We start from the raw sequence: 18,360 nt of genomic DNA on the forward strand, positions 1-18,360 counted from the left end.
TTAACAGTTACATATGTACGCCAACGTCAATTTTCAAATGCGCACCGGCGGCGCGCATCTGTTCAATGTCAATTCTTACAAGACCCGCGCGTAAAATAAAGTACTTATGCGTCGTCAAAAATCGGCGCATGATCTCGCGCTTCGGCTTCTTCACCAAGCAATTCCTCAGCCGCGATAATCTTAGGCGGCAATTCAATGCCACGCTCATAATTCTCTGGGTCAACCCGCATCGATTCCTCAGGACCGCGAATATGGACTTTCATCGGCACTTCGATCTGATTAAAAAGATGGATAACATCTTGATTAAACATCCGAATACAACCCGCAGACCCGGAATTCCCAATGGATTCAAGGTCGTTCGTCCCGTGGATGCGGTAATAGGTGTCGCGCGACCCCCGGAACAAATAAAGTGCGCGCGCACCTAGCGGGCTGCGCAGGCCACCCGGAATGCCTGCAGCCAGATCGCCATATACTTCGGGTTCGGTGCGCAGCATGTTCGCGGTTGGTGTCCAGCCGGGCCACTGCCGCTTAATCCGAATGGTCGCATTCCCGCGGATCGATTTGCCGGCGCGACCTACGCCGACAGGGTAGCGTGTCGTCGTGCCGTCTTCGCGCACGTGGTACAAAAATTTCGCATAAGGATCCACGTCGAGCGTATTGCCAGGCTGTTCGCCGTTATAGGTCCCTGACACGCGGCGGTTCACCCCTTGCAGATACTCTGACGGGATGCCCGGCAAGCGGTATCCGGCGTCGTCGATAGGACCGTAACCGTCGACGAAGTCTTCGGGCTGGGGTACCATATCTTCTTCAGATAATTGCGGTGAGCAGGCCGCGGCAGTGCTGGCCAGCATCATCGCACCAAATGCGCGGCGTGAAAGAATCGTCAATGGTTGCATGTAATCACCTAGTATTTCGCTTCGCCCGTCTTAACACTCTGCCCGAGGAAGACAAAATAGCTGCAAGCAAATTCTCGTGATAGGATGATAAAACGTGACAATCGCGCAATGTCTGGGCAAAGCGCTGCGCCCAGCGCATGAGGCGTTGATGTCCGGACGTTGCCAAAGCTACCACCGAAAGAATAAGTACCGGCAGTATATGATACATACCCTGCCGATACTTTAATCCGGTCACTGAACGGCGCTATCCAACAACGTTAAAATCCGGGCCAAACGGATATTGCGTGATGTCTTCGTTCCCTTGATCGGTGATGAATAAGATATCATGCTCACGGTAGCCGCCTGCGCCAGGTGCACCTTCGGGAATGGTCAACATCGGCTCCATAGAAATAACCATACCGGGTTCGAGAACCGTGTCGATATCTTCGCGCAGCTCAAGCCCCGCTTCGCGCCCGTAATAATGCGATAGCACCCCAAACGAATGCCCATAGCCAAAAGTGCGGTATTGCAGCAGATCCCGGTCTTCAAAAAAGGCGTTAATCTTACGCGTCACCTCCGCGCAAGAGGCACCGGGAACCAGCAATGACATCCCGTATTCATGGGCGGCGACATTGGCCTCCCAGATGGCGCGGCTGGCGTCATCGACTTCGCCCACGAACAAGGTCCGTTCAAGCGCGGTATAGTAGCCCGAAATCATCGGGAATGTGTTCAGCGATAGAATATCCCCGCGCTGTAACACCCGTGAAGTGACCGGGTTATGTGCGCCGTCAGTGTTGATCCCCGATTGAAACCAAACCCAAGTGTCGCGGTATTCTGCGTCCGGGAATTGTTTGGCGATTTCCATCTCCATCGCGTCACGGCCCGCCATCGCGACATCAATTTCGCGGATGCCCGGCTTGATCGCATCGCGGATCGCAAAGCCGCCAACATCCGCGACTGCGGCACCCGCGCGGATCAAATCCAGCTCGGCCTGCGATTTATGCATCCGTTGCAACATCGTTGGGGGCGCAAGGTCGGTTTGAGCGGATGGCGCAAGAAACGCAGTCAGCTTGCCATGTTGGAACATGCTTAGGTGATCTGCCTCATAGCCAACGTGGCAACCAGAGCCCGTGACCGAAAGAATAGCGCGCCAATAATTGTCACGTTCCCAATCGGTATAGGTGATGTTGTCGCCATAGCAGCGCCGCCATGGCTGCGCTGCATCGATCCCAGCGCTGATTGTGACGCAATCAGTTGAGGTTACGACCAAGCCGTAGGGGCGGCCAAAGGCACAATAAAGAAAACCCGAATAGTAGGCGATATTGTGCATTGAGGTGAAAACGGCGGCTTCGACGCCAAGTGAGTTCATCGTTTGACGCAAAGCTGCAAGGCGCGCCTCATACTCGGCAGAAGCAAAAGGCAACACTTCGGTGCCTTGGTGGAAACGGTAAAATTGGGGACGTGTCGTCATGTCAGACCCTCGTGAAAAGGTCCCGGCGTTCAGGACATCAAAATAGAATCACAACGACGCCATCGTTGCCTATGAATCGGTAGGGATGCAGCCCTAACAAATCAATAAATATCGTTATCAGGGGCATATTCAGCGCAAATTACGTAATTAAAAACTTTGTTACGGTCTTTTTTTTGTCAAATTGTCACCGTATCGACTACAACTTAAGCATCATTGGTAGATTGTCGGTATCTCGCGGCGCTCGGGCTTGAGATGCAGGAGCAAGAACAAAGACAGAAGGTAGAAGTTAGTTTCATGAACTATTTATCCACATGCACACAGCGTCTGATGGCATCATCCATCCTCGCAATCGCCACTCTGGCGGCCCCAACATTGGCCATCGCAGAAGACGTCACACTGACGTCGCGCGACGGCGCCATCAATATCACCGGCGAACTGCTCGATTTCCAAGACGGAAACTACGTCATTGAATCAGGCTTCGGTCCAATCCGAGTCGCTGCCGATCAAGTAGATTGCATCGGCGACGCCTGCCCAGGTGCTGAAGTTGGCCCCGTAACATGGGACGTTTCGGTTTGGGGACGCCGCCGCGCCTTCACTGAAAACGTCGAAAAGCTCGCAGAACTGGTTTCTGAAAAAACGGGCGGCGAATTCACATTGAACGTCGATTACGGCGGGCTGGCCCAAAGTAACCGTAACCTTGATGGGATCGCCGCTGGCGACTTTGAAATGGCGCAGTTTTGCGCGGGTTATCACCCCGAAAAGAACCCATCCCTTATGGTGCTCGAATTGCCATTTCTTGGCGTAGAAACGCTTGAGCAAGAGGTTGCTGTTTCGTTGGCAGTTTACGACCATCCCGCCGTAAAGGAAGATCTCGCGCGGTGGAACGCCACTATTCTCATGCCGACACCGTTGCCACAGCAGAACTTGATCGGCGCAGGCTTTCCACCAACATCGCTTGCCAGCTTCGAAGGTATGAATATCCGTGCGACAGGTGGTATCGGTGACACGATCGCGTCTCTGGGTGGTATCGTTGCAAACATTCCAGCGCCCGAAGTCGCGCGCGCAATGGAAACCGGCTACGTCGACGCCGTGAGCTTTGCACCTCACGCGCACATGGCATTTGGCACCGTCGATAACGCCACTTGGTGGACAACAAACCTGAACCCCGGCACCGTTAACTGCCCAGTTGTTGTCAACACAGATGCGCTAAACAGCCTCAGCCCTGAATTCCGTGACGCACTGCTGTCGTCTGTTGATGGCGCCATCGATCACTACCTTGCCAGCTATAACGGTCGGACGATGGACGCTTGGTTACCCGCATTGCGTGAACGCGGGATTATGGAACTGACCATTAACCAAGAAATCATGTCGTCGATCATTGCGAATGTTGCTGAACCCACTGCGGCCAAATGGATCGCGGATAGCACTGCCGCAGGTCTGCCTGCACAAGAGATCTACGATCTGGTGCAAGACACGATTGCCGCAAACTAACTAAGATTAATGGCCTGCGGGGGCAAATGGTTTCCCCGCAGACCGCTTTTAGGACTGCAACCTACCGCCCGTCTGGATATTCAGCGGGCCCTTTTATCTCAAGCTTATTACCGAACGGGTCAAATATATAGAATGAATGGCCCACGCCGCGCGCGCCACCATGCTGGGCTTCTCGGTCAATCGTGACCGCATGTGCTGCTAAATGCGCACGCATTTCAGCCGGGGCAAATGGCGAAGTCGCGATACACACATGATCCACATTGCGGCCTCCGGTCACTGGTGGCACCGCGCTTGACGCGCCTGGATGCGTCACATCCCACAAAACAATCAACGCGGCACCTGCCCAGACCTGTTCCACCCCCATCGCTGGATAGGAATAGCCAGGCACACAGCCCAGCACGTCGTGATAAAACGCGAGCGCCTTAGGCATATCATCAACAATAAAAACAACATGGTCGATCCCGACCAGTGAAAATGGTGGCGTACTCATGTGATATCCTCCCGCTCATCGCGAAACTATATCGATTACGAAGTACAATCCAAGTCTTGAAATGGCGATCAGCCCAAGCGCGCACCCAAATCAAGACCCCGCAGCACGTCTTGCGCAGACATCGGCTTTTTCCCTTGGCGTTGGGCGCGGATCACGGTGACTGCACCTGTCCCGCAAGCAATGGTAAACCCGCTAATAACAGAACCAGGGGCAGCATCGCCATCCGAGCAAGTGCTGGCGAGTAGCTTAACCCGTTCACCCGCAACATCACACCACGCGCCGGGAAATGGCGACAAGCCACGGATCAAACGGTCAATATCCACGGCGGGTTTTGTCCAGTCGACACGCGCTTCGGTCTTGTCGATCTTGGCGGCATAGGTCACGCCTTCGTCGGGTTGAATTTGCGGGGTAAGCTGGTCCAATTGATCAAGCGCTGCAACAATTGACGCAGCCCCCAGTTCCGACAGACGGTCATGCAATGCCCCGGTGGTTTCGTGCGTACCGATATCAATCGTTTCGCGAAGCAAGACGGGGCCGGTATCCAACCCGGCTTCCATCTGCATAATACAAACGCCTGTCTGCGCGTCCCCCGCCATGATCGCACGATGTATCGGTGCGGCCCCACGCCAACGCGGCAAAAGCGAGGCATGGATATTCAAACACCCACGGTCCGGCGCATCCAAGATGGATTGCGGCAGGATTAGCCCGTAGGCCACAACGACAGCAATATCAGCGTTCAACGCCGCAAAGGCAGCCTGTTCTTCCGTAGATTTGAGCGAGACAGGGTACCGCACCTCAAGCCCCAGTGCCTCTGCCTTGTTTTGCACAGGACTTGGTCGATCCTTTTTCCCGCGCCCCGCTGGGCGCGGAGGTTGGCAATAGACGGCAGCGATTTCATGACCAGCCGCGACCAAAGCATCCAGCACCGGCACGGAAAAGTCCGGCGTTCCCATAAAGATAATTTTCATCACGTAGCCCTGTCTGTCTTTATGCCAGAGCTACGCCACTTCATGATCAGCTGCAAATAGCAAAGCGATCTTATTGGGATAGGATCATTCCGCCTTGCTCAACCACACCATCGACACCCGTATGTGTTATCGTCACCGCGCCAATGATGTGCTCACCGTTTGGTCCAACGATCAGGCCTGTATAGGTACCTGCACTCGCCACCAAGCCGCCGGTATTCAAATCGCCTCCGGTCGTGGTTCCTTCAAAGGCACCATCGATCAAATCGGTTAAGTCCAGCGTAATATCATTCGCGGCAATCGTTTCATCTAATACCCTGTTTGAAATAGAGCCCGAGACCGCGTAATCGTGAAAATCAACCTCAATTTCGACAATGCCAGAGATCGTACTCGGACTCATATCACCTGTCCCGTCGACAACGATGCCACCGTAGGTTCCACCATATGTGACCCCACCGGTGTTAAGTGCGGCAGGCAAAATGGTTGTCCCCGTGCGTGTCAATTGGGCACCATTATCGACGATGATCACCTCGCCGCCGTCAACCGTGCCGCGCAACAGATACCCTTGTGAAGACTGCAAATACACGCTGAACTCAGCGGGAACACCAGCAAGCGTATCGGGGTAATAATACCACCCAGCATTTGGTAGCAAGCGCAGAACTCGGTCAGGCGAGCCTGAGGTCGGCTGGTAAATGTATTCGTAATTCGCAGCATCCCCGGTGCGCATTGTTACGCTTCCGACCTCTTGTTCCGCCGGTGTGCCGGTTGTGGTGCTACATGCACTAAGGCTGGCAGCACACAGGCCAGCCGCCACTGATAAACGTAAAAATCGCATCGCATTAAATCCCAACACTACTGTTCCAATGGAGTCGCGCTCTTTCTGGGCGCGCCAGGCGGAAACACCGCTGACGCCACGTTAACCAATAGATCTAAGAATTCAATCTTGAAGTTAAATCGCCCATCTATTGCCGGTTCAGTTTGCGCGCCTTCTTTACCAACATATCGCGCTTCATCTTTGTCAGATGATCAAAAAACATCTTGCCCGCCAAATGATCGATTTGGTGCTGTACAGAGGTCGCCCACAGCCCGACAAAATCACGGTCTTCAGACACGCCATGTTCATTCAAGAACCGCACTGTGACGGCACGCGGGCGCGAAATTTTAGCCCAGACCCCGGGTAAATTGGGCGAGCCTTCTTCGTGATCTCGCAGCGCGACGCTCGCATGTAATATCTCTGGGTTCGCCATGCGCACGGCCTGCCCGCGTGTCTCTGACGCATCGACGACAGCCAGCGCTTGTCCGATGCCAAGCTGTGGTGCTGCCAACCCGACGCCGGGCATCGTGTCCATTGCCAAAATCATCTCATCCCAGATCGCACGGGTTTCATCTGTGATCTCAGTCACTGGCTGGGCCGTCGTGCGCAAAGCGACATTTGGCCAAGCTACATAAGGGCGGTGTATCATGTTTCTAGCCCCGATTGCGTGATCAGCACGCCGTTAAGATGGTCCAGCTCGTGACAGGCACAAATCGCCTGCATGCCATCAAATCTTGCTGTGTTTTCAGCGCCATCAATATCTTGCCATTTCATGTCAATCCACACAGGGCGCGGGACATCAAAACTACGATCTGGGATGGAAAGACACCCTTCCGGACCGATCTTGGTCTCGTCTGATTGCGCCGTGATCTGCGGGTTCACGAACACCAACGGGGTCGGCTCTGTCTCTTTCCAGGTCACATCTGTTACAAATATGCGCTGGCTGATCCCCACTTGCGGGGCGGCCAATCCTCGCCCAGTCGCCGCATACATCGTGTCCAACATATCATCGGCAAGACTTGCCAGCGCTGCATCAAAATCCGCAACGGGCGCGGCCGTTGCGGATAAGATTTCATCGCCCAAAAACCGCAGGTCTAGCACGGCCATTACCCTAGCCCCGCGCCATTTCGCGTTTCAGCTTTTGCATCTTACGGGTGATCATCTGGCGTTTGAGCGGTTTGAGATAATCAATAAACAGCTTGCCGTCCAAATGGTCGATCTCATGTTGCACGCATGTCGCCCAGAGCCCGTCAAACTTTTCACGTTGGGTTTTCCCATCAAGGGACATCCATTCGACTTCGACCTCAGCCGGGCGTTCGACCTCAGCATATTGATCGGGGATCGACAGGCAGCCTTCGTCATAGACACTGCGTTCATCAGACGACCAAACCACCTGCGGATTGATCAAAACCATCGGCGCGGGTGTCGCATCTTCTTCTTTTTCGCAATCCATCACGATCATACGCAGCATCTTGGCGACCTGCGGCGCGGCCAAACCGATACCGGGCGCGTCATACATAGTTTCCAACATGTCATCAGCCAATCGCCGAATGTCATCGGATACCGAAGCGACGGGATCTGTCACCTTCTTGAGTCGCGGATCAGGGTGAATAAGGATATTTCTAACTGTCATGTCGGTGATCTAATCTGTCTGCCGTTGTATCGCAAGCAAAGGGTACAATATCGCCCTTGCAACAGGTCGTTCATCTGCGCCAACTTGCATCAAAAGCAAAAGGAAAGCCCATGACATTCGACACGCCCATTGATCGCCGCAACACCCATTGTGTCAAATGGGATGCGATGGAAAGCATCTATGGGGTTTCCCCAGACGAAGGGATTGCGATGTGGGTTGCTGACATGGAATTTCGCGCCGCCGACCCGATCCAAAAGGCCTTACAAGACATGGTCGATCACGGAATCTATGGCTACTTCGGCGACGAAAGCAAGTATCGCAGCGCCATTCAATGGTGGATGCAAGAACGTCACGGCTGGGCGATTGACCCTAGCTGGATTTTCACGACGCATGGTCTTGTGAACGGCACCGGCCTTTGCATCGACGCCTTTACGCAGCCCGGCGATGGCGTTGTCCTTTTTACCCCCGTTTATCATGCCTTTGCCCGCGTCATTCATGCTGCTAATCGCCAGGTCGTTGAATGCGCGTTGGTCAATAACGACGGCCGCTACGAGATGGATTTCGACGCCTATGACGCCCAAATGTTGGGCAATGAACGCTTGTTGATCCTATGTTCTCCGCACAATCCCGGCGGGCGCGTCTGGACCAAAACCGAGTTAGAGGGCGTCGCCGCATTTGCCAAACGTCACGATCTCATCCTTGTTTCAGATGAAATTCATCACGACCTCACTATGCCAGGTCAAACCCATATTCCAATGCCGCATATTGATGGGATTGCAGAACGCTTGGTGATGATGACTGCAACCACAAAGACCTTTAACATCGCAGGTAGCCATTCTGGCAATGTGATCATTTCCGATCCTGATTTGCGCGAAAAATTCGCGGGCCGTATGGCTGCGCTTGGGATCTCACCCAACAGCTTTGGCCTGCACATGGCCACCGCCGCCTATTCGCCCGAAGGTGCCGCTTGGGTCGACGCCCTGCGGGATTACCTGAACGAAAACCGTAAAATCTTTGATGCTGGCATCAATGCGATCCCGGGTTTGCGTTCGATGACGCTCGAATCGACCTACCTTTCTTGGGTCAACTGTTCCGACACGGGGATGAACGCCGAAGAATTTACGACTCGCGTTGAAAAAATTGCCAAGATTGCCGCAAACCATGGGCCCAGCTTTGGGAAAGGTGGCGACAATTTCTTGCGCTTCAACATCGGCGCGCCGCGCGCGCAAATCGAGGAAGCTGTCGCGCGGATGCAAAAGGCCTTTGAAGACCTGCAATAGAGAGGAAGACTAGCGCTCCAGCAGACCTGCTGGAGCGAATTCCGGCATCACGTAGTCTGCTGCTGGCCCATCGGTGACAGGTCGCAACCATTTGAATTCAAACACGCGTTCATTGTCCTCGGCCACCGAAGACACAACCAGACATTGGTACAGATGTTTTGGGCCGTCATAGATATCAACATGCCCACGCAGCCGACCTGACCCGGTCAAATCCAACGCAAACCCCCCGTCCCAAAACCGGCGAATACGGTAGGTATCGTCACCGTCATGAACCGACAAGCGATCCTTACGTTTCAACGCCGCTTTGCGTGCTTCCTCAAGACCTTGGCGCACTGCCTCGGGCAAAAACTCGTACATAGTCGTCCTCCACCTCTGAGCCTAGCATGCCCAGAGAATAGTAAACATCAAGTGACGATTTATTAAATCGATATTTTGCGCGATCAAACTTTGCGTTTCGGGCGCAGCACATGCGGTTTGGCCGCGTCGTACAATGCAGAGTCAGGGAAACCGTTCGAATCGGACAAGGCGCGACCAACCATAATCAACGCAGTGCGCGTGATCTTTGCGGCGCGCACTTTCTCACGCACATCCATCAATGTGCCACGGATAATCATCTGATCAGGCCAGCCGACACGGTAGACCACAGCAACGGGGCAATCCTCGCCATAGTAAGGTGCCAACTGACGTTCAATCTCACGCAGGGCCCGGATACCCAAATGGATCGCCAATGTCGCGCCCGTTTTCGCGAAATTCTCAAGCGTCTCGCCCGTAGGCATGCCCGTAGATTTCATCGACATACGGGTCAGGATGATTGATTGGGCGACTTCTGGGACAGTCAGTTCTGTGCCCAATGCGGCAGCCGCCGCGGCGTATGCGGGCACGCCCGGAATGATTTGATAGTCGATGCTCTCGGCCTTCAGACGACGAATCTGTTCTGCAATCGCCCCATAAAGCGACGGATCACCCGAATGCACGCGCGCCACGTTTTGCCCTTGGGCATGTGCAGCAACAATCTGCGCATGGGTTTCGTCCAAATTCATCGGCGCCGTATCCATGACCAGCGCACCTGCAGGTGCACAAGCAACAACGGCCTCAGGGACCAAAGACCCCGCATACAGGCAAACCGGGCATTCGCCAATTAACCGCGCGGCCTTAAGCGTGAGAAGCTCAGGATCACCCGGACCTGCACCAATAAAATAAACTGTCATTTTGTCTCCTTGGGATGGCGGGTGGGGCGCATTTCGCAATCGCGAAAAAGCGTCACTCTGCCAGATCACCATCAATTTTGCGGGCATAACCACGCGGGGTGTACATACGTGGGCCAGTGCCCATCTGCGCCAGCTTGGAATGTGACGATCCGATCAAAACGACGGTCAACATATCAACCTCATCGACCTGCAACTGATTCAACCGTCGATAGCGCACATGTTCTTCGGGGCGACCAAGCGATGACGCCAGCATAACGGGGGTATCCGCTGGGCGATGTTGCAATAGAATGTCACGTGCCTCGGCCAGCAACGTACGTCTGCGCATCGACACCGGATTATAAAACGCGATCACAAAATCGCCCAGGGCCGCAGCATTTAGACGTTTGATGATGTCTTCACGCGGGGTCAGCAAATCTGACAATGAAATCGCACAAAAATCATGCCCAAGCGGCGCGCCCGCGCGCGCAGCGGCCCCTTGCAAGGCACTCACACCAGGCGAACACTGCACCTCAACCCGGTGGGCCGCGTCGGACACACCCATCTGATCGGGGCTGCGGTCCAAAAGTTCAAACACCAATGCGCCCATCGCATAGATCCCAGCATCTCCAGAACAAACAAGCGCAACGTTCTTGCCTTTGCCGGCCTGCTCAAGCGCATAACGGCAGCGGTCTTCTTCACCGCCCAGCGGAAAATCTGAGCGCTCCTTACCAATCGCTAATGGCCCAAGCAGATCGATATAAAGCCCGTATCCGACCAGCTCTTCAGCATCAGACACCAATTTAGAAACCTCTGGTGTGCGCCATGTTGCCTGCCCCGGCCCGATGCCCACGATCGACAGTTTGCCACGCGCGCGACCGCGCATCTGTGTAATCGGATCATCCGCCCGCGCAACGGCGCATGTCGTGTTCGCCGTTTTGCTTTTTGCGACGGACAGTTCGGCCTCATCACCCGCCGCAACAAGTGCTGCGCCTTCTGATACGCCGTGACAGCCGACCTCGGCAAATACCACATCAGATGGGTTTGCAAGGCGGGGGGTTGCAACCTCTAACTCTGCCGCTGTGAACACGCGCAACGGCACGCCCAAACGCGCGGCCACCTCGATGATCGCGGGCTCATCTGCCTTCAGATCAATCGACGCCACACAGGCAATCGCATCAGGGGCAACATCTGCCGCGTCAAGCGCCCCTAAAACATGGTCCCACATTTCTTGTGGGTCCGCATTACGCGCACAGCCAAGCCCTAGCGCAAACCGCTGTGGGTGATAGACCAGCTTTGCCGGGCCTCCTGCGCTGGCCGCTTCAGTCACAAGAATTTCGACATCGCTGCCTTCGGGAAGCGTGACATCAAACAGCTCTTCGTCAGTAAAGGTCACACCACCACCGCCAAGCAATGACGTCATCACAGATTTCGCATCTTGCGGGTTATGCAAACGGTAGCCTGCGGGCGGCTCATCCAACGCCACGCCAAGCGCGACATCCCCGGCGGTCGTTACAGCAGCCTCGCCGCCCAAAGCATTAGCAATTTGGCGCGCCAAACGGTTTGCGCCGCGGTGCCCACCTAACAAAGGCACAACAACGCCCCCATCATCCGACACGGAAACGACAGCTGGTTCGGTGGTTTTATCGGCGAGCAACGGGGCCACAGCACGGATCAAAATGCCAGACGCGCAGACGCCAATGATCGGCACACCTGCCGCAAATAAATCACGTGCGTGATCCAATGCATTCGGGAAAAATGCATCGGCCTTTGCGACACGGTCCGCGCGCCCGTGAACTTGCGCGCCGATGGCGGCGGCCACGCGGTGCGCGGTGGCTTCGCCGGATTGGGATAAGGCTAAAACGACAGGTTTCAAAGCCATGGATCGGCCCCTTTTGTAAGCAAAATCATAGAAAAATACGGGGCCTTTTCTGGGGCCTGTGCCAATGGCAGCACAATTTCTTGCGGCAATGTCGCGCGTTCCACATAAACGGCATGATCGGTCAGCCCAAGATCATCAATCACATCGCGAATTTTGGTCAAATGCCGCCCGACTTTCATGATCACGACACTTTCGGCGCCCGCGATACGGCTGCGCAATTCATCAGATGGCAACGGGCCGGGCAACACAGTCAGGCGCTCATTGCGCGCAGCCAATGGCATGCCCGCACGCGCGGCACATGCGGTGATAGAGGTCACGCCCGGCACGACTTCGACCTGATACCGGTTCGACAGGCGAGCATAAAGGTACATAAAAGAGCCGTAAAAAAACGGGTCGCCCTCGCATAGGCAGACGACATCATGGCCAGCATCAAGTGCAGCCGCGATCTGTGCCGCCCCTTGATCATAGGCCGCTTGCGCGGGGGCGCGTTCAACCGTCATTGGCACATCCATGACGATCTCTTGCGCGTCAGGTGCGATCAGGTCAGCGGCGATTGCACGGGCAAAACTATCGCCCCCCGCCAGCGACGGGTATGCAATCACGCCCGCGTTTTCGATCAGCCGCGCGGCGCGCAATGTCATCAAATCTGCTGCGCCGGGGCCAAGCCCGACGCCATACAAGGTCCCTGTCATCGTTTTACGAGGCTCCATTGCGTGACGGTCATTGCGGGACGCCAGCCAGTCAGCCGCCCGATAGGCTCTGCCCGATGCGTTGCTATTTTCACCAAATCACCACCGTATTCTTTGTGGAGCGCAATCAACACTGCTTCGCTTTCAAGCGTGACGGCATTTACCACCAAACGACCCAGCGGGCGCAGCGCGGCCCAAGCCGCTGTGAAGGTTTCTACGCTAAGACCACCGCCGATAAAGATCGCATCTGGGGCATCAAGTCCAACCAGTGCCTCTGGCACGGTGCCATCAACCAACGTCAGCTTTGGTGCGCCAAGCGCCAGCGCATTCGCTGCCGCCATGCTGCGCCGATCAGCGCGCGGTTCAATTCCGATCGCCCGCGCATAGCGCGCCGCGCGCATCCATTCGATCGCCACGGACCCGCAGCCGCAACCGATATCCCACAAAAGCGCACCGCGCATTGGCATCAGCTTGGCGACAGTGGCAGCGCGGACCTCTTGTTTGGTCATCGTGCCGTCAGATTGGAACAAATTATCCGCAAGCCCCGGTACACGCGGCAAAAGTGCAGCATCAGGGGCTGCGATACATTCAACGGCCAATGTGTTGAACGCAGGCACGTCGTGATCCCAGTTTTCGGCGACACCGTCAAAGCGCGCCTCATCCTTACCGCCCATCGCGGCCAGAACCGACATACGTGATTTACCAAAGCCCCGTTCGGTCAAGAACGCGGCGATTTGCGCGGGCGTCTCTGCCCCCGTGGTCAGCACCAAAAGACGTGCGTCGGGTTGGATAAAGGCGATCATTTGTTCAACTGGGCGCCCGTGGACGGTCAGCGTTTCAACATCAGGCAATGACCAGCCCACGCGGGCAGCGGCCAATTGAAACGCAGACAATTGCGGGTGGTAGATGATTTCTGAGGGATCAATCACCCGGCCAATACGCGCCCCAACAGAAAACCACAGCGGGTCGCCCGTGACCAAGATCACCACCCGACGCCCGCGCAATCCGTTTATCGTGTCTATCATCGCGTCAAAAGGCGAAGGCCACGCAAGCCGTTCAGCATTTTTGTTCGCAGCAAGCGCATGATGGCGTTTTCCGCCGACAATCACCTGTGCAGCCGCGACCACCGCGCGGGTGGCCGAGGTCAGCCCGTCGAACCCGTCTTCGCCGATACCAACAATATGCAGCCAAGGATCAGCCATCTTCGGGCAACCCTGCCGCGAGCGCGTTCACCGCAGCAGATGCAATCGCAGACCCGCCGCGCCGCCCGCGCAGCGCAACAAAATCACAGCCACGTGGGTTTGCGGCCAATTCAGCCTTGCTTTCGGCGGCTCCGACAAACCCAACTGGAAACCCAAGGATCACAGCTGGTTTTGGCCAACCTGCATCCAGCAGTTCCATCAAATGAAACAGCGCCGTTGGTGCATTTCCGATCGCCACAACTGCGCCTTCAATATGGTCTTTCCATAGTTCTACCGCAGCGGCGGATCGGGTGTTGCCGATTTCCGCAGCATGCCCAGGCACGCCGTCATTATTCAGGGTCACGATGACCTGATTATCCGCAGGCAGATAGCGACGGATAATTCCGGCCCCAACCATTTCGCAATCGCAAAGGATCGGCGCACCCGCCTGCAAAGCAGCGTGACCGGCCGCATAAGCATCCACTGAAAACGCCAAACGATCCGCGACCTCGATCATGCCGCAGGCATGAATGACCCGCGTGATTAAAGGGCGCATATCAGGCGCAAAACGCTCCAACCTTGCCTCTGCGCGCACGGTCGCAAAGCTTTGCGCGTAGATCGCGGTGGGGTCTTTTTCATAAGGGCGCATGGTCAGGTTTTCGCCTGCGTTTTACGCGCACTTTCGGGACCATGGGGGTGATCGGCATGCGGGTAAACCGCGTGTTGGTGATCATGGTCATGATGATGGTGGTGTCCATGGTCGTGATGATGCCCGTGGTCATGATCATGATCGTCGCCGTGATGATCATGATGGTGATGGTCATGCGCAGACTCTAATCGGCACATTCCTGTGCAGAATAGATCACACATTTGGCAATCAGACACGTTTGAACCCGGTGCATTCGCGCCTTGGCCTTCAACGTGATGATGATGGCTTTCTTGGACAGCACCTACCTCTGCCTCGAAGCCAAGCACTTGGGTCCGGTATTTGCACAACACGCAGGTCGGCGGCGGCACGGCACCAAAGGCGGGGTGACTGCGGTCTTCGACGGCAATGCTGTGGGTTTTCCCATCTTCGAGCGCCAGCACCTGACTACGATAGCCACAAATCCCGCAGTTTGGCGGCGGCGTATCGCTGTTTTGCTCCATGATGCGTTCTGCAAAGGTCTCTAACACCTTCGGGTGATCACCCAAGTAACCTGCTTTGACGAAGTCAATTCCCGGATACTCGGCGGCGACTTGATCTGTGAACCCGTAAATCCGGTCGATCAAAATGCCAGAAAATAAGAAATACGGAAACACGATGACGCGCTTGTACGGCAGCATCGCCACATGTTGCAGGCAAGGTTCGACCAACGGGAAGGTCACACCAGAATAGCCGACTTCGCACCAGCCAAAACCCATTCCCTCTTGAAGCATGCGCGCGACCTTGGACACATTACCATTGGCATCCGGATCAGACGCACCGCGCCCAATGACCACCAAACAAGTCTCAACAAGCGGCAATGCACCATGATCAGCGTTGGCCTGATCAACGGCCTCTTGGATACGGCCAGCGGCGGCAGCGATCATCTTGGGATCAACACCCAATTCACGACCATAGCTGACCTTGACGCCGTGTTTGGTCGCATAGGTATTCAGTACAGTGGGGATATCATTTTTCGCGTGCATCGCCGCGAAAAGCATACCGGGAACCGCCAAGATCTGTTCACAACCGGCGTCGCGCAAACGGTCCAGCCCGTCGCGGATCACCGGGTTCGCAAATTCGAGATAGCCGTAGTCTGTCAACCAATCGTCGGGCAGATAGGCAGGTAGTTTTTCGGCAAGCGTCGCGAATTCATCAACGGCGGATTGGCTGCGCGACCCGTGGCCGCAAATCATCACACCGGTTTTCATGCGGCTTCGCCGTCGGGCTCTTCGTCACCCTCGTCGACGTTTTCTTTTTCTTTCTTGCCCTTCGCAGCACCCCAAAGCGCGGCCAAACCAGCCAACCCAATTGCGATGCCTGCCGCCCAATGATCGTGGCCAGCAGCTTCGGCCCAATGGCCGGGGTGTGCCGCTGCGGCAGAGCCGGTCATGACTAGGATTGACGTTAACAATAGGCGCATCTGATCTCTCCGTTATGGGTTCATGACCAGAGGTCCCGCAAAATTGCAGGATTTGACGACGTGGTGCTTTGGTTCCCTTTTTGGGTCAACCGCGGCGCCTCCAACCGTTCTGGCCCTGAAAGGGCTTCGTCTAGAGAGTCGTATAAGGCCCACGCCACGGCGGATCAATCAGATAAGCGGCGTTTAGGTGTCTGTGAGCGGCGTCAGGAATATTCCGCTGTGTCTGCCGCAACCGCATCTTGCATCTCGCGCAAGAAATCTGGGTCCGCCGAATGCACCCGATTCCATGTGGGGATAAACGGTGTTTCATGCGGGTTTTCTAAGAAAAACTGCCCGGCGCGCATGATGTTTTCCGCAAATAATTCGATGGACCGTTCCTCGGCATGGCGATCAATTGTCAGACCGTTCATCTCTGCGTCATTGTAATATGCCTCAAGCAGATCAAGCGCGCTGCGGTAGTATGTCGCTTTCAACGTCCGAAACACATTGGCGGTGAAAACCGTGCCATCGGCTGCCAGTTTGCGGAAGATTGCCTTGCAAATATCCGTCGACATGCGGTTCAAACCGGCGGCCGCATCTTCGGGGCTCAGATCTTGGTGTTTGTGATCATAAGCATCGGCGATTTCGACTTGGCAGACCGCTTTCGGCGCGAGGTTGCGCCATGCCTCTGACAAGACCCCGATTTCCAAACCCCAATCAGACGGGATGCGCAAATCAGGTAAGATATTCGTGCGCATCGCAAATTCACCCGACAGAGGATAGCGAAAGCTGCGCAGGTAATCGATATAATCGCGATCCCCGACCACGCGCTTTAACGCGATCAACAAAGGGCTAACCAACAGACGTGTCACCCGCCCGTTTAGTTTATCGTTGCCGATGCGGGCATAATACCCTTTGGCAACTTGATAAGGAAATGTAGGGTTCGCGACCGGGTAAACCAACCGCGCGAGCATGTCATTGGTGTAGGTTAAGATATCGCAGTCATGAATCGCCATCACCGCGCTATCCTGACACCCAATCAAATAGCCCAACGATGCCCAAACGTTCTTACCCTTTCCCTGTTCTGTCGGCGCAAGACCCAGATCCGCGAGCCGCGTTTCAAGCGCTTTCATTCGCGGGCTGTCGTTCCAAATCACCACATGATTTTGGTTCAACCCTTCAAAGAATTTTTTTGCATGGCGAAACTGATCTTCGGTCGCACGATCAAGCCCAATGATGATGCGGTGCAGATAGGTGACCTTTGACAGTTCCTCTAAGATGTTTGGCATTGCGTCTGTTTCCAGCTCTGAATAGAGGCAGGGCAAGATCAAAGACATCTTACGCGTCTGCGCAAATGTTTCGAGCGCATAGGTCATATCCGCATTGGAGCGTGTCCGCAGGTTGTGCAGCGTTGCAATGTTTCCGTTTTGATGAAAATCAACCATGCGGGAGTTCTCTTTCTGAGTCTAAGTTAAGTCGTTGAAGAAGGGTCAGCACGGCGGCGTTCCAACCTGTGGGGCCGGGCTGTTCTGTGCGGATGATGTGTGGTGATGGCTCACCGGGCAAGGGCGGCAAGGGCGCGCGCGACGGGTTGGCGATCACAACCCCATATTCGACAGCACCCAGCATTTCGATGTCATTAGGTGCGTCGCCCAGCGCGATTGTGTGCTGCGGTTTATAGGTGTCTATGACCTGCGTCATGCCGTCGGCCTTGGTCGCACCGAATGACAGAGTTAAGAAACGACCACCTTCGCGGGCGAAAACGCCATGATCTGAGAGCGCGGTGATAAATGCGGTGCGGCTTGCGCTATCACCAGACCAAAGGCCCGGTTCCGAATAGGCGCGCGATTTTGCGTCTGCGGCACCGTCAAGGCTTAGGCCCGTGACCTGCGCAATACGTGCCGCATCCATATCGCCGAACCCTTCGAATGGGGCGCGCAATTGCGCGGGAAAACCGTTCAAAATTCCGCGCAAGCGTGCGTAATCATCGGCGGCGTGGTCCATTCCCAACAGGCCCGCGCCATTTTCAACAATCGCAGGCGTCCCGACAATATCCAAATCCCTTTGAATTTTTGCGATCTCGACCGCTGTCTTGCTGCTTGATAAAATCAGCGGTGCATTAATCCGGCGAAGCGCGGCCAATGCTGGTGCAGCCGCAGACCATGCATAGGTATCATGATCCAACAATGTCCCGTCGAGATCGGAAAAAACGACCAGTGAAGTAGCTGCCTTCATGCCTTTAGCTTCATCGTTGACGCGCCGGGATGCAACCCCGCGCGCAAGGTTATTTTGCAAGTGCAGCATTTTACCTGTGCATA

General features: G+C 55.4%; 20 protein-coding genes. 2 read left to right on the forward strand and 18 right to left on the reverse strand.

What is annotated here, in order from left to right; all coding sequences use genetic code 11:
* Nucleotides 1-104 precede the first annotated feature (104 nt).
* A complete protein-coding gene (locus DS901_RS16000; RefSeq protein WP_258546756.1) occupies nucleotides 105-896 on the reverse strand; it encodes a L,D-transpeptidase in 792 nt (263 codons plus the stop codon).
* Between the two features lie 244 nt (nucleotides 897-1,140).
* The gene (locus DS901_RS16005; RefSeq protein WP_113777896.1) at nucleotides 1,141-2,346 is read right to left on the reverse strand and encodes a M24 family metallopeptidase; all 1,206 of its coding nucleotides are present in this window, start codon (nucleotides 2,344-2,346) and stop codon (nucleotides 1,141-1,143) included.
* A gap of 327 nt (nucleotides 2,347-2,673) precedes the next feature.
* Here DS901_RS16005 and DS901_RS16010 point away from each other — a divergent pair, with 327 nt between their 5' ends.
* Nucleotides 2,674-3,837 carry a C4-dicarboxylate ABC transporter substrate-binding protein gene (locus DS901_RS16010; protein WP_258546757.1) on the forward strand — a complete coding sequence of 388 codons (1,164 nt, stop codon included), beginning with the start codon at nucleotides 2,674-2,676 and terminating at the stop codon, nucleotides 3,835-3,837.
* Between the two features lie 61 nt (nucleotides 3,838-3,898).
* Here DS901_RS16010 and DS901_RS16015 read toward each other — a convergent pair whose 3' ends face one another.
* The 6 genes from DS901_RS16015 to def (DS901_RS16040) form a co-directional block, all read right to left on the reverse strand.
* Nucleotides 3,899-4,327, reverse strand: a complete 429-nt coding sequence (locus DS901_RS16015; protein ID WP_113777898.1) for a VOC family protein — start codon at nucleotides 4,325-4,327, stop codon at nucleotides 3,899-3,901.
* Nucleotides 4,328-4,395: 68 nt separating this feature from the next.
* On the reverse strand, nucleotides 4,396-5,295 hold the full coding sequence (gene fmt / locus DS901_RS16020) for a methionyl-tRNA formyltransferase (protein ID WP_113777899.1): 900 nt from the start codon (nucleotides 5,293-5,295) through the stop codon (nucleotides 4,396-4,398).
* A gap of 70 nt (nucleotides 5,296-5,365) precedes the next feature.
* Complete coding sequence (locus DS901_RS16025; RefSeq protein ID WP_113777900.1) at nucleotides 5,366-6,127, reverse strand: hypothetical protein; 762 nt, start codon at nucleotides 6,125-6,127, stop codon at nucleotides 5,366-5,368.
* Nucleotides 6,128-6,254: 127 nt separating this feature from the next.
* On the reverse strand, nucleotides 6,255-6,755 hold the full coding sequence (def, locus tag DS901_RS16030) for a peptide deformylase (RefSeq protein ID WP_113777901.1): 501 nt from the start codon (nucleotides 6,753-6,755) through the stop codon (nucleotides 6,255-6,257).
* Nucleotides 6,752-7,213 (reverse strand): peptide deformylase, encoded by a 462-nt coding sequence (def, locus tag DS901_RS16035; RefSeq protein WP_113777902.1) that lies wholly within the window; start codon nucleotides 7,211-7,213, stop codon nucleotides 6,752-6,754. The genes def (DS901_RS16030) and def (DS901_RS16035) overlap by 4 nt, the downstream gene beginning before the upstream one ends.
* 4 nt (nucleotides 7,214-7,217) lie before the next feature.
* Entirely contained in the window at nucleotides 7,218-7,739 is a 522-nt protein-coding gene (gene def / locus DS901_RS16040) for a peptide deformylase (protein ID WP_113777903.1), read from the reverse strand.
* A 110-nt stretch (nucleotides 7,740-7,849) separates the two neighbouring features.
* Between def (DS901_RS16040) and DS901_RS16045 the strand changes: the two genes are divergently transcribed.
* The gene (locus tag DS901_RS16045; protein WP_113778074.1) at nucleotides 7,850-9,019 is read left to right on the forward strand and encodes a MalY/PatB family protein; all 1,170 of its coding nucleotides are present in this window, start codon (nucleotides 7,850-7,852) and stop codon (nucleotides 9,017-9,019) included.
* A 9-nt stretch (nucleotides 9,020-9,028) separates the two neighbouring features.
* Here DS901_RS16045 and DS901_RS16050 read toward each other — a convergent pair whose 3' ends face one another.
* The 10 genes from DS901_RS16050 to DS901_RS16095 form a co-directional block, all read right to left on the reverse strand.
* On the reverse strand, nucleotides 9,029-9,376 hold the full coding sequence (locus DS901_RS16050; RefSeq protein WP_113777904.1) for a hypothetical protein: 348 nt from the start codon (nucleotides 9,374-9,376) through the stop codon (nucleotides 9,029-9,031).
* An 83-nt stretch (nucleotides 9,377-9,459) separates the two neighbouring features.
* Nucleotides 9,460-10,227: a precorrin-4 C(11)-methyltransferase gene (gene cobM / locus DS901_RS16055; RefSeq protein WP_113778075.1), complete on the reverse strand. Its 768-nt coding sequence runs from the start codon at nucleotides 10,225-10,227 to the stop codon at nucleotides 9,460-9,462.
* A gap of 52 nt (nucleotides 10,228-10,279) precedes the next feature.
* The gene (gene cobJ, locus DS901_RS16060) at nucleotides 10,280-12,085 is read right to left on the reverse strand and encodes a precorrin-3B C(17)-methyltransferase (protein ID WP_113777905.1); all 1,806 of its coding nucleotides are present in this window, start codon (nucleotides 12,083-12,085) and stop codon (nucleotides 10,280-10,282) included.
* Nucleotides 12,076-12,777, reverse strand: coding sequence for a precorrin-2 C(20)-methyltransferase (cobI, locus tag DS901_RS16065; protein ID WP_113777906.1), 702 nt, complete (start codon nucleotides 12,775-12,777; stop codon nucleotides 12,076-12,078). The genes cobJ and cobI overlap by 10 nt, the downstream gene beginning before the upstream one ends.
* The gene (gene cbiE / locus DS901_RS16070; protein WP_113777907.1) at nucleotides 12,774-13,976 is read right to left on the reverse strand and encodes a precorrin-6y C5,15-methyltransferase (decarboxylating) subunit CbiE; all 1,203 of its coding nucleotides are present in this window, start codon (nucleotides 13,974-13,976) and stop codon (nucleotides 12,774-12,776) included. Before cbiE ends, cobI begins: the two co-directional genes overlap by 4 nt.
* Entirely contained in the window at nucleotides 13,969-14,604 is a 636-nt protein-coding gene (locus DS901_RS16075) for a precorrin-8X methylmutase (protein ID WP_181820897.1), read from the reverse strand. Before DS901_RS16075 ends, cbiE begins: the two co-directional genes overlap by 8 nt.
* A gap of 2 nt (nucleotides 14,605-14,606) precedes the next feature.
* Nucleotides 14,607-15,851, reverse strand: coding sequence for a sirohydrochlorin chelatase (locus DS901_RS16080; protein ID WP_113777909.1), 1,245 nt, complete (start codon nucleotides 15,849-15,851; stop codon nucleotides 14,607-14,609).
* A complete protein-coding gene (locus DS901_RS16085; RefSeq protein WP_113777910.1) occupies nucleotides 15,848-16,063 on the reverse strand; it encodes a DUF6732 family protein in 216 nt (71 codons plus the stop codon). Before DS901_RS16085 ends, DS901_RS16080 begins: the two co-directional genes overlap by 4 nt.
* 203 nt (nucleotides 16,064-16,266) lie before the next feature.
* Complete coding sequence (locus tag DS901_RS16090) at nucleotides 16,267-17,487, reverse strand: glycosyl transferase (protein WP_113777911.1); 1,221 nt, start codon at nucleotides 17,485-17,487, stop codon at nucleotides 16,267-16,269.
* Entirely contained in the window at nucleotides 17,480-18,346 is an 867-nt protein-coding gene (locus DS901_RS16095; protein ID WP_309472536.1) for an HAD-IIB family hydrolase, read from the reverse strand. The genes DS901_RS16090 and DS901_RS16095 overlap by 8 nt, the downstream gene beginning before the upstream one ends.
* Nucleotides 18,347-18,360: the final 14 nt, after the last annotated feature.

This window comes from Loktanella sp. D2R18 (assembly GCF_003318235.1).
GTDB lineage: Bacteria > Pseudomonadota > Alphaproteobacteria > Rhodobacterales > Rhodobacteraceae > Yoonia.

Bases quoted from the DNA above. Each gene is read 5' to 3' on its own strand.
- DS901_RS16000 (WP_258546756.1), bottom strand. From the start codon at position 896: ATGCAACCATTGACGATTCTTTCACGCCGCGCATTTGGTGCGATGATG.
- DS901_RS16005 (WP_113777896.1), bottom strand. From the start codon at position 2,346: ATGACGACACGTCCCCAATTTTACCGTTTCCACCAAGGCACCGAAGTG.
- DS901_RS16010 (WP_258546757.1), top strand. From the start codon at position 2,674: ATGGCATCATCCATCCTCGCAATCGCCACTCTGGCGGCCCCAACATTG.
- DS901_RS16015 (WP_113777898.1), bottom strand. From the start codon at position 4,327: ATGAGTACGCCACCATTTTCACTGGTCGGGATCGACCATGTTGTTTTT.
- fmt (WP_113777899.1), bottom strand. From the start codon at position 5,295: ATGAAAATTATCTTTATGGGAACGCCGGACTTTTCCGTGCCGGTGCTG.
- DS901_RS16025 (WP_113777900.1), bottom strand. From the start codon at position 6,127: ATGCGATTTTTACGTTTATCAGTGGCGGCTGGCCTGTGTGCTGCCAGC.
- def (WP_113777901.1), bottom strand. From the start codon at position 6,755: ATGATACACCGCCCTTATGTAGCTTGGCCAAATGTCGCTTTGCGCACG.
- def (WP_113777902.1), bottom strand. From the start codon at position 7,213: ATGGCCGTGCTAGACCTGCGGTTTTTGGGCGATGAAATCTTATCCGCA.
- def (WP_113777903.1), bottom strand. From the start codon at position 7,739: ATGACAGTTAGAAATATCCTTATTCACCCTGATCCGCGACTCAAGAAG.
- DS901_RS16045 (WP_113778074.1), top strand. From the start codon at position 7,850: ATGACATTCGACACGCCCATTGATCGCCGCAACACCCATTGTGTCAAA.
- DS901_RS16050 (WP_113777904.1), bottom strand. From the start codon at position 9,376: ATGTACGAGTTTTTGCCCGAGGCAGTGCGCCAAGGTCTTGAGGAAGCA.
- cobM (WP_113778075.1), bottom strand. From the start codon at position 10,227: ATGACAGTTTATTTTATTGGTGCAGGTCCGGGTGATCCTGAGCTTCTC.
- cobJ (WP_113777905.1), bottom strand. From the start codon at position 12,085: ATGGCTTTGAAACCTGTCGTTTTAGCCTTATCCCAATCCGGCGAAGCC.
- cobI (WP_113777906.1), bottom strand. From the start codon at position 12,777: ATGACAGGGACCTTGTATGGCGTCGGGCTTGGCCCCGGCGCAGCAGAT.
- cbiE (WP_113777907.1), bottom strand. From the start codon at position 13,976: ATGGCTGATCCTTGGCTGCATATTGTTGGTATCGGCGAAGACGGGTTC.
- DS901_RS16075 (WP_181820897.1), bottom strand. From the start codon at position 14,604: ATGCGCCCTTATGAAAAAGACCCCACCGCGATCTACGCGCAAAGCTTT.
- DS901_RS16080 (WP_113777909.1), bottom strand. From the start codon at position 15,851: ATGAAAACCGGTGTGATGATTTGCGGCCACGGGTCGCGCAGCCAATCC.
- DS901_RS16085 (WP_113777910.1), bottom strand. From the start codon at position 16,063: ATGCGCCTATTGTTAACGTCAATCCTAGTCATGACCGGCTCTGCCGCA.
- DS901_RS16090 (WP_113777911.1), bottom strand. From the start codon at position 17,487: ATGGTTGATTTTCATCAAAACGGAAACATTGCAACGCTGCACAACCTG.
- DS901_RS16095 (WP_309472536.1), bottom strand. From the start codon at position 18,346: ATGCTGCACTTGCAAAATAACCTTGCGCGCGGGGTTGCATCCCGGCGC.